At 64.5% G+C, this 12763-nt stretch carries 12 protein-coding genes; all 12 read left to right on the top strand.

From position 1 onward, the window contains the following. Positions 1 to 16 precede the first annotated feature (16 nt). The gene (locus JQ592_RS06905; protein ID WP_211402135.1) at positions 17 to 655 is read left to right on the top strand and encodes an NADH-quinone oxidoreductase subunit J; all 639 of its coding nucleotides are present in this window, start codon (positions 17 to 19) and stop codon (positions 653 to 655) included. Further along, complete coding sequence (gene nuoK, locus JQ592_RS06900; RefSeq protein ID WP_008547737.1) at positions 652 to 960, top strand: NADH-quinone oxidoreductase subunit NuoK; 309 nt, start codon at positions 652 to 654, stop codon at positions 958 to 960. The genes JQ592_RS06905 and nuoK overlap by 4 nt, the downstream gene beginning before the upstream one ends. Positions 961 to 968: 8 nt before the next feature. Then, a complete protein-coding gene (gene nuoL / locus JQ592_RS06895; protein ID WP_211402134.1) occupies positions 969 to 3047 on the top strand; it encodes an NADH-quinone oxidoreductase subunit L in 2079 nt (692 codons plus the stop codon). Continuing rightward, a complete protein-coding gene (locus JQ592_RS06890; RefSeq protein ID WP_211402133.1) occupies positions 3048 to 4553 on the top strand; it encodes an NADH-quinone oxidoreductase subunit M in 1506 nt (501 codons plus the stop codon). 22 nt (positions 4554 to 4575) lie between these two features. Next, positions 4576 to 6012 (top strand): NADH-quinone oxidoreductase subunit NuoN, encoded by a 1437-nt coding sequence (nuoN, locus tag JQ592_RS06885; protein WP_211402132.1) that lies wholly within the window; start codon positions 4576 to 4578, stop codon positions 6010 to 6012. Position 6013: 1 nt separating this feature from the next. Next, positions 6014 to 6820 carry a biotin--[acetyl-CoA-carboxylase] ligase gene (locus JQ592_RS06880; RefSeq protein WP_211402131.1) on the top strand — a complete coding sequence of 269 codons (807 nt, stop codon included), beginning with the start codon at positions 6014 to 6016 and terminating at the stop codon, positions 6818 to 6820. After that, positions 6820 to 8490, top strand: a complete 1671-nt coding sequence (locus JQ592_RS06875) for a ribonuclease J (RefSeq protein ID WP_211402130.1) — start codon at positions 6820 to 6822, stop codon at positions 8488 to 8490. The genes JQ592_RS06880 and JQ592_RS06875 overlap by 1 nt, the downstream gene beginning before the upstream one ends. Before the next feature lie 43 nt (positions 8491 to 8533). Next, entirely contained in the window at positions 8534 to 8938 is a 405-nt protein-coding gene (mce, locus tag JQ592_RS06870; protein ID WP_211402129.1) for a methylmalonyl-CoA epimerase, read from the top strand. 9 nt (positions 8939 to 8947) lie between these two features. Further along, positions 8948 to 9223, top strand: coding sequence for a DUF1467 family protein (locus JQ592_RS06865; RefSeq protein WP_211402128.1), 276 nt, complete (start codon positions 8948 to 8950; stop codon positions 9221 to 9223). Positions 9224 to 9254: 31 nt separating this feature from the next. After that, complete coding sequence (locus JQ592_RS06860) at positions 9255 to 9602, top strand: hypothetical protein (RefSeq protein WP_211402127.1); 348 nt, start codon at positions 9255 to 9257, stop codon at positions 9600 to 9602. 86 nt (positions 9603 to 9688) lie between these two features. Continuing rightward, positions 9689 to 10978: an S-methyl-5-thioribose kinase gene (mtnK, locus tag JQ592_RS06855; RefSeq protein WP_211402126.1), complete on the top strand. Its 1290-nt coding sequence runs from the start codon at positions 9689 to 9691 to the stop codon at positions 10976 to 10978. 161 nt (positions 10979 to 11139) lie between these two features. After that, a complete protein-coding gene (locus JQ592_RS06850) occupies positions 11140 to 12729 on the top strand; it encodes an ABC transporter substrate-binding protein (protein ID WP_211402125.1) in 1590 nt (529 codons plus the stop codon). Positions 12730 to 12763: the final 34 nt, after the last annotated feature.

The raw sequence follows: 12763 nt of genomic DNA, 5'->3' as shown, positions 1-12763 counted from the left end.
TGACGGGGAATGCCCGATGATCCTTCCCGCGCTGTTCTTCTATCTCTTCGCCGGCATCTGCGTCGCCTCGGCGGTGATGGTGATTGTCTCGCGCAATCCCGTGCACTCCGTGCTGTATCTGATCCTGGCCTTCGTCAACGCCTCCGGCCTGTTCGTGCTGATGGGCGCCGAGTTCCTCGGCATGATGCTGATCGTCGTCTATGTCGGCGCGGTCGCGGTGCTGTTCCTGTTCGTGATCATGATGCTCGACGTCGACTTCCTCGAGCTGCGCGAGGGCTTCATCGAGTATCTGCCGGTGGGCCTCGTGATCGGCGGCATCTTCATGTTCGAGCTGCTGCTCACCGTCGGCTTCTGGGTCATCAATCCCGGCGTCGCCAAGACGATCACGGCGGCGATCCCGGCCAACGTCTCCAACACCGAGGCGCTGGGGCTCGTGCTCTATACGAAGTACATCCACTACTTCCAGCTCGCGGGCATGGTGCTTCTGGTCGCCATGATCGGCGCCATCGTGCTGACGCTGCGCCACAAGGCGAACGTGAAGCGGCAGGACATCAACGTTCAGAACGCGCGCACGCCTGAGATGGCGATGGCGATGCGCAAGGTGGCGCCGGGGCAGGGGCTTTCGGATGCCGATGCGGCGGAGTGGGTGAAATGACGATCGGGCTCGGACATTATCTGGCGGTCGGCGCGATCCTGTTCACGCTCGGGATCCTCGGCATCTTCCTGAACCGCAAGAACATCATCGTCATCCTGATGTCGATCGAGCTGATCCTGCTCTCGGTCAACATCAACCTCGTGGCGTTCTCGACCTTCCTCGGCGACATCGTCGGCCAGGTCTTCGCGCTTCTGGTGCTGACCGTCGCGGCCGCTGAAGCCGCGATCGGTCTCGCCATCCTGGTGGTCTATTTCCGCAACCGCGGCTCGATCGCGGTTGAGGACGTCAATCTGATGAAGGGCTGAGCTCTCAAATGGTTCAGGCAATCGTTTTCCTGCCCCTGCTGGGCGCCATTCTGGCCGGCCTCATCTCGCTGGTCGGCGCGCATGCCCGCAACCCCTCGGGCGACGAGGTCGAGCATCACGGCGACCATGGTCACGGCGATGCCCACGCGTCGGCGGCCCATGACGACCATGGGCACGACGACCACGCCCACGACGACCACGGCCATGGTCCGGTGGAGCCGGCGGCGGCCGGCTCGCGCGCGGCGGAGCTGATCACCACGGGACTGCTGTTTGTCGCGGCGGCGCTGTCCTGGATGACGCTGGTCGACGTCGGCTTCATGCACCATGACGCCCGCATCCAGCTGCTGCCTTTCATCTTCTCCGGCGACCTCCAGGTCTGGTGGACGCTGCGCGTCGACACGCTCACCGCCGTGATGCTGGTGGTGGTGACGACCGTGTCCTCGCTCGTGCACCTCTATTCCATCGGCTACATGGACGAGGATCCGTACCGGCCGCGCTTCTTCGGCTATCTCTCACTGTTCACCTTCGCCATGCTGATGCTGGTGACGGCGGACAATCTGGTCCAGCTGTTCTTCGGCTGGGAAGGCGTGGGTCTGGCCAGCTATCTGCTGATCGGCTTCTGGTACCAGAAGCCGTCAGCGAACGCGGCCGCCATCAAGGCCTTCGTGGTCAACCGCGTCGGCGATTTCGGCTTCGCGCTCGGCATCTTCGCGATCTTCATGCTGGTCGGCTCGACCGATTTCGAGACCATCTTCCATGCCGCCCCCGGCCTCACCGGCAAGACCATCAATTTCCTCGGCTGGCACGCCGACGCGCTGACCCTGACCTGTCTCCTGCTGTTCATGGGCGCGATGGGCAAGTCGGCGCAGTTCCTGCTGCACACCTGGTTGCCGGACGCGATGGAAGGCCCGACCCCGGTGTCGGCGCTGATCCATGCCGCGACCATGGTCACCGCCGGAGTGTTCATGGTCGCGCGCCTGTCGCCGCTGTTCGAGCTCGCCCCGACCGCGCAGGCCGTGGTGATGTTCTTTGGCGCCACCACCGCGTTCTTCGCGGCGACCATCGGCCTCGTCCAGAACGACATCAAGCGCATCGTCGCCTACTCGACCTGTTCGCAGCTCGGCTACATGTTCGTGGCGATGGGAGCAGGGGCCTATTCGGTCGGCATGTTCCATTTGTTCACGCACGCCTTCTTCAAGGCGCTGCTGTTCCTAGGCTCCGGCTCGGTGATCTACGCGATGCACCACGAGCAGGACATCCGCAACATGGGCGGCCTCTGGCGCAAGATCCCCTACACCTACGCGGTGATGGTGGTTGGCACGCTGGCGCTGACCGGCTTCCCGCTCACCGCCGGCTACTTCTCCAAGGACGCGATCATTGAGTCCGCCTACGCCTCGCACAATCCGTTCGGGGTGTACGGCTTCCTGATGACGGTCGTCGCCGCCGGCCTGACCTCGTTCTACTCCTGGCGCCTGATCTTCAAGACCTTCCACGGCGAGCCGCATGACGAGCATCATTACGAGGCCGCGCATGAGGCCCCGCTCTGGATCCTGATCCCGATCGGCGTGCTCGCGGTCGGCTCGATCGTCGCGGGCTTCCCGTTCAAGGAGCTGTTCGCCGGTCACGGCGTCGAGGAGTTCTTCCGCGAGTCCGTGAAGATGAACCCGCACATCATCGAGGAGATGCATCACATCCCCGAGACCATCGCCTTTCTGCCGACGGTGATGATGGTGCTGGGCTTCCTCGTCTCGTACCTGTTCTATATCCGCCGGCCGTATCTGCCGGTCGAGCTCGCGAAGACGCAGCCGATGCTGTACCAGTTCCTGCTCAACAAATGGTACTTCGACGAGCTCTACGACGTCATCTTCGTCCGTCCGGCGAAGTGGATCGGCTATCAGCTCTGGAAGAAGGGCGACGGCTTCATCATCGACGGCTTCGGGCCCGACGGCGTCTCCGCCCGCGTTCTGGACGTCACCCGCAACGTCGTGAAGATCCAGACCGGCTATCTCTATCATTATGCATTCGCCATGCTGATCGGCGCCGCCGGCCTGATCACCTGGTTCATGTTCGGCTTTGGAGGCCAGTAAATGACAACCTGGCCCATTCTCTCGGTCACGACGTTCCTGCCGGTGGTCGGCGCGCTGATCGTCTATCTCAGCCGCGGCGATGACGAGGCGGCCCGGCGCAATTCGCGCTGGATCGCGCTCTGGACCACGCTGATCACCTTCGCGGTGTCGGTGATCCTGGTCATGCGCTTCGATCCCAACAGCGCCGACTTCCAGTTCGTCGAGAAGGCGAACTGGCTCGCCACCGGCATCACCTACCACATGGGTGTGGACGGCATTTCGCTGCCCTTCGTGATCCTGACCACCGCCTTGATGCCGTTCTGCATCATCGCGAGCTGGAAGGTCACGAGCCGGGTGCGCGAATACATGATGGCGTTCCTGATCCTGGAAACGCTGATGGTCGGCACCTTTGCGGCGCTCGACCTCGTGCTGTTCTACCTGTTCTTCGAGGGCGGCCTGATCCCGATGTTCCTGATCATCGGCGTCTGGGGCGGCCCGCGCCGGGTCTACGCCTCGTTCAAGTTCTTCCTCTACACGCTGCTCGGCTCGGTCTTGATGCTGCTCGCCATCATGGCGCTGTACTGGAACGGCAACACCACCGACATCCCGACCCTGATGCACACCGCCGTGCCGCGGTCTTTGCAGACCTGGGCCTGGCTCGCCTTCTTCGCCTCGTTTGCGGTGAAGATGCCGATGTGGCCGGTGCACACCTGGCTGCCCGACGCGCACGTCGAGGCGCCGACGGCGGGCTCCGTGGTCCTCGCCGCGATCCTGCTGAAGATGGGCGGCTACGGCTTCCTGCGCTTCTCGCTGCCGATGTTCCCGCTGGCCTCGCATGACTTCGCGCCGCTGATCTTCACGCTGTCGACCATCGCGATCATCTACACCTCGCTGGTGGCCCTGATGCAGGAAGACATGAAGAAGCTGATCGCCTACTCGTCAGTGGCGCATATGGGCTTCGTCACCATGGGCATCTTCGCCGGCACCATGCAGGGCGTCGCCGGCGGCGTGTTCCAGATGATCTCGCACGGCATCGTCTCCGGCGCGCTGTTCCTCTGCGTCGGCATCGTCTACGACCGCCTGCACACCCGCGAGATCGCGGCCTATGGCGGCCTCGTCAACCGGATGCCGCTCTACGCGATGACCTTCATGGTCTTCACCATGGCCAATGTCGGTCTGCCCGGAACCAGCGGCTTCGTCGGCGAATTCATGACGCTGCTCGGCACCTTCAAGGTCTCGATCCCGACCGCGTTCTTCGCCACCTTCGGCGTTATCCTGTCGGCGGGCTACGCGCTGTGGCTCTACCGCAAGGTCGTGTTCGGGGCGCTGGTCAAGCCGTCGCTGATGAGCATGAAGGACCTCACCTTGCGCGAATGCGTGACGCTGTTCCCGATGATCGCGCTGACGATCCTGTTCGGCGTCTATCCGAAGCCGGTGCTCGACATGTCGGCCGCCTCGGTCCAGCAACTCGTCAACAATTACAACACCGCTGTGACGGCCGTGAAGGCCGCCGCACTGCTCCAGTGATCGGGCAGGTCAGGATATCGCCATGAGCTTTTCGACTGCAGGTTATCAACTGGCGCCGGTGCTGCCCGAGCTCGTGCTCGCGGTCGGCGCCATGGCGCTTCTGATGCTCGGGGCCTATCGCGGGCAGGAGACCACGAAAGCGGTCACGACGCTCTCGGTGCTGCTGCTGATTGTGGTCGGCGTGCTCGAATATCTCCAGCCGGCGGGCAAGACCGTCACCTTCGGCGGCAGCTTCATCGTCGACGACTTCGCGCGCTTCATGAAGATCCTGGCCCTGATCGGCTCGGCGGTGACGCTGGTGCTGTCGACCGAGTTCCTGTCCGATCCGTCGCGCCGCATCTTCGAGTATTCGATCCTGGTGCTGCTCTCGACGCTCGGCATGATGGTGCTGATCTCGGCTGGCGATTTGATCTCGCTCTATCTCGGCCTCGAGCTGATGTCGCTGGCGCTCTATGTCGTCGCCGCCTCGAACCGCGACAACGCCAAGTCGACCGAAGCCGGCCTGAAGTATTTTGTGCTGGGCGCGCTGTCCTCGGGCATGCTGCTCTACGGTGCCTCGCTGATCTACGGCTTCACCGGCACCGTGAGCTTCACCGGCATCGCTACCGCCGTGACGGCCGCGAATGTCGGCCTGGTGTTCGGCCTCGTCTTCCTGCTCGCCGGCCTCTGTTTCAAGATCTCGGTGGTACCGTTCCACATGTGGACGCCCGACGTCTACGAGGGCGCGCCGACGCCGGTGACCGCCTTCTTCGCGTCTGCGCCGAAGGTCGCCGCGCTCGCCGTCTTGACCCGCGTCACGCTCACTGCCTTCCCCGGCATCGTCTCGCAGTGGCAGCAGATCCTGGTGTTCGTCTCGATCGCCTCGATGGCGCTCGGTGCCTTCGCGGCGATCGGCCAGAGCAACATCAAGCGCCTGATGGCCTATTCCTCGATCGGCCACATGGGCTTCGCCCTGGTCGGCCTAGCCTCCGGCACGGTCGAGGGTGCGCAGGGCGTCTTGATGTACATCGTGATCTATGTCGCGATGACGCTCGGCTCGTTCTCGATCATCCTCGCCATGAAGCGCAACGGCCAGGCCGTCGAGCAGATCAGCGATTTCGCCGGCCTGTCGCGGACCAATCCGCTGCTCGCCTTCTTCTTCGCGATGCTGCTGTTCTCGCTCGCCGGCATTCCGCCGCTCGCCGGCTTCTTCGCCAAATGGTACGTCTTCGTCGCCGCCATCAAGGCGAACCTGTTCACGCTCGCCGTCATCGGCGTGCTGACCAGCGTCGTGGGCGCCTACTACTATCTCGCCATCGTCAAGACGATGTACTTCGACGAGCCGGCCGGCCAGGTCGACCCGGTGCGCATCGAGGTGCGGACGGTGCTGGCGGTTGCGGGCGTGTTCAATATCCTGTTCGCGCTGTTCGCGGGACCGGTGGTGAGCGTCGCCTCCGCCGCGGCAAAGTCGCTGTTCTAGCATGGGGTTCGCGCTCGGTCCTCGCGCACTCTCGGCGGGCTATAAGCTCGCCGCTTTCGAACGGACCGGCTCGACCAACACCGACGCGATCGAGCACGCGCGGGCCGGCGAACACGGCCCGATGTGGTTCGTCACATCCGATCAGACCGCGGGCCGCGGCCGCCGCCAGCGCGCCTGGATCGCGCCGAAGGGAAATCTCGCCGCCAGCGTCCTCGAGGTCCTGGACATCGCGCCAGCGGTTGCCGCCACCATCGGGTTTGCGGCGGGGCTGGCGGAGGAGGCCGCACTCGAGAAGGTCAGCCTCGAGGCCGCGCTGCGGCTCGGCGAGGGTCGTCCCCGCTACGCCCTGAAATGGCCGAACGACGTCCTCGCCAACGGCAAGAAGCTGGTCGGCATCGGCCTGGAGGCGGAGGCCGTCGGTGACCGCCTCGCCATTGTCGTCGGCATCGGCACCAACGTCGTGGGGGCGCCCGAGGGCACGCCGACGCCCGCCGTGTCGCTCGCAGCTCTCGGCGTCCAGATCAGCGCGGAGGAGCTGTTTACGGCCCTGTCGGACGCCTGGGTCGAGTTTCGTGGCATATGGGACAATGGCCGCGGCTTTGCCGATATCCGTAAACTGTGGCTTGAGCGCGCAGCCGGCCTCGGCGAGAAGGTCGCGATCCATACGGGGACGACGACACTGGAAGGCATTTTCGACACCATCGACGACACCGGCTGCCTGATCGTCTGCACCGAGGACGGCCGGCGTGTGCCGGTGGCGGCTGGCGAGGTGTTCTTCGGCCCGGTCCGCTCGGTGGGGGCTGCGTGATGGCGAGGCCCGACGAACTGGTGTTTGCGCCGCTCGGCGGCGTCGGCGAGATCGGCATGAACCTGTCGATCTATGGCCTCGGCAACCGCCACCAGCGCGCCTGGCTGGCGGTCGATCTCGGCGTCTCCTTCGGTGACGAGGAGCATCTACCGGGCATCGATTTGATCATGCCCGACATCAGCTTCCTGGAGAAGGAACGCAAGAACCTGATGGGCCTCGTGCTGACGCACGCCCATGAGGATCATTTCGGCGCCATCATCGACCTCTGGCCGAAGCTGAAATGCCCGATCTACGCGACCAAGTTCAGCGCCGCGCTGTTCGAGGCCAAATGCGCCGCCGAGCGTAATGCGCCCGAGATTCCGGTCACCGTGGTGCCATCAGGCGGCCGCGTCGATATCGGCCCGTTCAACGTCGAGTTTATTCCCGTCGCGCATTCGATTCCGGAAGCGCATGCGCTGGCGATCCACACCGAAGCCGGCATCGTGCTGCACACCGGCGACTGGAAAATCGACCCGACCCCGACGCTTGGGGCGCCGACCGACGAGAAGCGGCTGCGCGAGCTCGGCGAGGAGGGCGTGCTCGCCCTGATCGGCGATTCCACCAACGCCGTCCGCGACGGCCGCTCGCCTTCGGAGGCCGAGGTCGCCAAGACCATCATCGACCTCGTCAAATCCGCCAAGGGCCGCGTCGCGGTCACGACCTTCGCCTCCAACGTCGCCCGCGTCAAAGCCGTCGCTGACGCCGCCAAAGCCGCCGACCGCGAGGTCGTCGTGGTCGGCCGCGCCATGGAACGCGTGGTGCAGGTCGCGCGCGAGACCGGCTATCTCGACGGCGTGCAGAATTTCCGCTCGCCGGAGGTTTACGGCCACCTGCCGCAGGACAAGGTGCTGGCGCTCTGCACCGGCAGCCAGGGCGAGCCGCGCGCCGCGCTGGCGCGCATTGCCAATGACGACCACCCTGAAATCACGCTGAACCGCGGCGACAGCGTCATCTTCTCCTCGCGCACCATTCCCGGCAACGAGAAGGCGGTCGGCTCGATCATCAACAATCTGGTGCTCCAGGGCGTCGAAATCATCACCGACCGCGACGCGCTGGTCCACGTCTCCGGCCATCCCCGCCGCGACGAGCTGCGCGAGCTGATCTCCTGGGTGAAGCCGCAGCTCCTGATCCCGGTGCACGGCGAGGCCCTGCATCTGCACGAGCATGCAAAACTCGCGCGCGCCGCCGGCGTGCCGCGCGTGCTGGTCTGCCGCAACGGCGACCTCGTCAAGCTCGGCCCCGGCGATCCCGGCATCGTCGGCGAGGTGCCGTCGGGCCGGCTCTACAAGGACGGCACGATCCTGGAGGACTCCAAGTCGCGCGCCGTGGTCGAGCGCCGCCGCATGGCCTTCTCCGGCTGCGCCTTCGTCGCCATCGCCATGACCGCGCAGGGCGAACTCGCCGACGAGCCCGAGGTCGATCTCGTCGGCATCCCCGAGAAGAACAGGGCGGGCGAGACCTTTGACGACCTGGTCTTCGACGCCGTGATGTCCACGATCGAAGGGCTGCCGAAGGCGCGCCGGCGGGATCCGGATGCGCTGGCCGAGTCGGTGCGGCGCGCGGTCCGGGCCGTCATCAACGAACATTGGGGCAAAAAGCCCCCCTGTCTGGTACACGTCCTGACAGTGTAGACTAGGCGTGGTCTTGCGGATCACGCTCTGAGGGAGAAGAAACATGCTGGGTCGCCTCAACCATGTCGCGATCGCGACCAAGGACGCCGTCAAGGCCGCCAAGATCTACGGTGCGGCATTCGGCGCCCAGATCTCGGAAGCCGTGCCGCTGCCCGAACACGGCGTGACAACCGTCTTCGCCACACTGCCCAACACCAAGATCGAGTTCATCGAGCCGCTCGGCGAATCCTCGCCGATCGCAAAGTTCCTGGAGCGCAACGCCGACGGCGGCATCCACCATGTCTGCTACGAGGTCGTCGACATCATCGTCTCGCGCGACACGCTGGTGAAGGAGGGCGCCCGGGTGCTCGGCGACGGCGTGCCGAAGATCGGCGCCCATGGCAAGCCGGTGCTGTTCCTGCACCCCAAGGATTTTTCCGGCGCCCTCGTCGAGATCGAGCAGGCATAAGGCCGCCTCATGGCCATCCAGATATCGACCGCGCTTGCGATCTACTTCGTCATCTGGTGGGTCGCGCTGTTCCTGACGCTGCCGTTCGGCGTGCGCAGCCAGCACGAGGACGGCGTCGGCGCCCCCGGAACCGATCCCGGTGCGCCGATCCTGACGCGGATGGGCCGCAAGCTGATCTGGACCACGATCATCTCGGCCGTCATCTACGGCCTTGGCATGGTGGCCTACCACGCCGGCTATCTCTCGATCGAACGCCTGTCGAAAATGATGGGAATGCCGTTCTAGGTTTTTGATTGCGTTATTGTTGGGGTCATAAATGACATTTCAGAGGATCGTCGTCGCGCTTCTGGTGCTGATCGTCGCAGGACTCGGCGCCATCGGCTATTTCGAATGGAAGATCGCCGTTCAGGCCCGGACGCTGAAGGCGTTCGTCGAGGGCTATGTCTTCAACGAGGCGGTGATGGCCTGCGAGCAGGCCAAGAGCTCGACGCCGTTCAAGTGGAACGGCGGCAAGAGCACCTCGGTGATCGGGCTGAACTCGGTCAAGCCGGACAAATACAACGTCATCGCCAGCTACACGCTGGTGGCGGACAGCGTCTATTGCGATTACGATCCGATCAAAAGAAAGGCCGAGATCGGCTCGAGCTTCCTGGAGCGGGAGTAACGATCCGGCCCATACCAGCATGATCCGGAAAAGTGTGAAGCGGTTTTCCGAGAAGATCATGCTCAAATATGTGGGGTGGGATCGTCATGAGCGGGGACCGGGCAGGGGACTATCGGATTCTGCATGAGGCGGCCTTGCGGGACTATCTCGCGGGCCTTCCGGACCTGAAGGCGCTGCTCGGCGGCGATCCGGCGTCCTGGGCGATCACCGAGGTCGGCGACGGCAATCTCAACCTCGTCTTCATCGTCAAGGGCGCGCGGGGCGGGATCGCGGTGAAGCAGGCGCTGCCTTACGTTCGCCTCGTCGGTGAGAGCTGGCCGCTGCCGCTGTCGCGAGCCCACTACGAATTCCTGGCCCTGTCGCGGCAGGCCGAGCTCGCACCCGGCCTCGTGCCGGCCCTGCTGCATCACAACGAAAAGCTGGCGCTGACGGTGATGGAGCTGCTCGAGCCCCACATCATCATGCGCAAGGGGCTGGTCGCGGGGACGCAATATCCGCGCTTCACGGACGACATCACCACCTTCATGGCGCGGACGCTGTTCTTCACCTCCGACCTCGCGCTCTCTGCCGCCGAGAAGAAGGAGGGCATCGCCGCTTTCGCCGGCAACCACGCGCTCTGCAAGATCACCGAAGACCTGATCTTCACCGATCCCTACCGCATCGCCGAACAGAACCGCTGGACGGCGCCATATCTCGACGGCCTCGCGGCGAACTTACGCGACGATCTGGAGCTGCATGTCGCCATCTCCCGGCTGAAGCTGAAGTTCATGGCGAGCCCCGAGGCGCTGCTGCACGGCGACCTCCACACCGGCTCGATCATGGTGACGGACAGCCAGACGCGCGTGATCGACCCGGAATTTGCGTTCTACGGCCCGGTCGGGTTCGACGTCGGCGCGGTGCTCGCCAATCTGCTGATGGCCTATTTCGCCTCCGCCGGCCACGAGCGCGTGCCGGGCGAGCGGGCCGCGTTCGAGGGCTGGGTGCTTGAGGCGGTCGAGCAGGTCTGGACCGGGTTCGCCGGCAAATTCCTCGACCTCTGGCGCGGCGGCGCGGCCGGAGACGCCTATCCGCCCTCGCTCTTTCCCGGCGAGAAGGGCGCCGCGCGGCTGGAGGCCGAGCGGCAGGCCTACATGCAGCGCCTGTTCGCTGATGCGGTCGGCTTCGCCGCAGCCAAGATCATCCGCCGCATCTTCGGCCTTGCCCACAATATCGATTTCGAGCTGATCGAGGACCCCAGGCAGCGGGCGACCAGCGAGGCCCGCGCGGTGCGGCTGGCGCGGGTGATGATGGTGGAGACGAGGGCATTCCCTGCGATCGCCGACGTCACCGGCGCCGCACGAAAGCTGCGGGACTGGCAGGCGGAATTGTCCGGCTGAAAGAGCCGCATGGTGAGGAGCCCGCCCCACGCTCACCGCGGCCTCCGTCGAAGGACTGCCTCAGGAACCGGCATCGGTTGCCACCAAAACGAAGCTTGCTTTCGACAGGCGACGAATGATCAAATCTGTTGTCGGAACAAACCTGCGTTGTTGGGGGACTCATGATGTTCAGGATGATTGCGATCGTCGCGGGTTTGGGACTGGCGCTCGCCGGAACAGTGGAGGCCCAGACGCCGCGCAAGGGCGGAACCATCCGCATGACGGCGCCCTACGGCTCGAGCTTCACCAGCCTGGACATCCACACCACGCAGCGCGCCCAGGACGAGATCTACGCCAAGGCGCTGCACCGCTCGCTCTACGTCTGGAATTCCGCGGCAGGAAAGCCGGTCCTGGAACTCGCCAAGGAGGACGTGGTCTCGGGCGGAGGTCTCGTTCACACCTTCAAGCTCCGCGACGACGCCTATTTCCACAATGGCCGCAAGATGACCGCCGACGACGTCATCTGGTCCTACAACCGCATCATGGACGGCACCAAGGCCTATCCCGGCGCGCGCTTTGTCCGCGTGATCGAGGGCGCGGCCGCGGTGGAGAAGGGCCAGGCCAAGGACATCTCCGGCCTGAAGAAGATCGACGACTTCACCATCGAGATGAAGCTGACCGAGAAGGTCGATCCGGGCTTCTACTTCTTCACCGCGCTGACCTCGATCTATCCCGCCGACGAGGCCGTCAAGGAGAGCTTCATCCAGAAGCCGATCGGTCTTGGGCCTTTCAAGTTCGTCGAGCATGTGCCGGGATCGCGCATCGTGCTGGAGCGGTGGGACCGGTTCTACAAGCCCGGCAAGCCCTACGCCGACAAGGTCATCGTCTCGGTCATGGGCGAGGCCGCGGCCCGCGATGTCGCCTTCCGCAACAAGGAGATCGACACCTCGGTGCTGGGACCTGCACAATACGTCGCCTACCAGTCCGACGCCGACCTCAAGGGCACCGTCGTCGAGGTCGCCGAGGTGTTTACGCGCTATATGGGGATGAACACCTCATTCAAGCCGTTCGCCGACAAGCGCGTCCGGCAGGCGATCAACTACGCGATCGATACCGATCTGATCATCAACAAGCTGGTGAAGGGCAAGGCCTATCGCGCCACCAGCTGGCTGCCGCTGACCTCGCCGCTCTACGACAAGACCATGAAGCCGTATCCCTTCGATCCCGCCAAGGCCAAGCAGCTCCTCGCGGACGCGGGCTATCCCAACGGTTTCGAGTTCGAATGGACCACCAGCCAGAATGAAAGCTGGGGCCTGCCGATCGTCACGGCCGTCATCCCGATGCTGGACAAGGTCGGCATCAAGGCCAAGGTCAAGCAGGTCGAGACCGCGGTGCTGGCGGAGGTGGTTCGCACCGGCGACTACCAGGCCTTCATCTATTCCCAGCAGACCGGCCCGGATCCCCAGGCGGCGCTGAAATGCTTCCACTCATCGACGCCGCAATCAGCCTGCAACTACATGAACTTCAAGAACGCCGACTTCGATAAGCTGATGGATGAGGCCGGGCAGGCCGACGACGTCGCCAAGCGCGGCCAGCTGCTGCAGAAGGCCAATGCGCTGCTCTATGACGAGGCGCCGGTCTGGTTCTTCAACTACAACAAGGCGGTCATGGCGGTGCAGCCCTGGCTCAAGGGAGTTCAGTTGAACGCGACGGAGCTGACCCATCAGAACGTCGAAGACCTCTGGGTCGACGAGACCTCGCCCGCGAAGTGACACGCGCGCTCCCTCCAGCGCGACAGGCGAGGGA

Source organism: Bradyrhizobium iriomotense (genome assembly GCF_018129405.1).
In the GTDB taxonomy this organism is placed as follows: Bacteria; Pseudomonadota; Alphaproteobacteria; order Rhizobiales; family Xanthobacteraceae; genus Bradyrhizobium; species Bradyrhizobium iriomotense_B.
The sequence above is the reverse complement of the archived record's forward strand: the minus strand, read 5'-3'. Positions and strand labels throughout refer to the sequence as shown.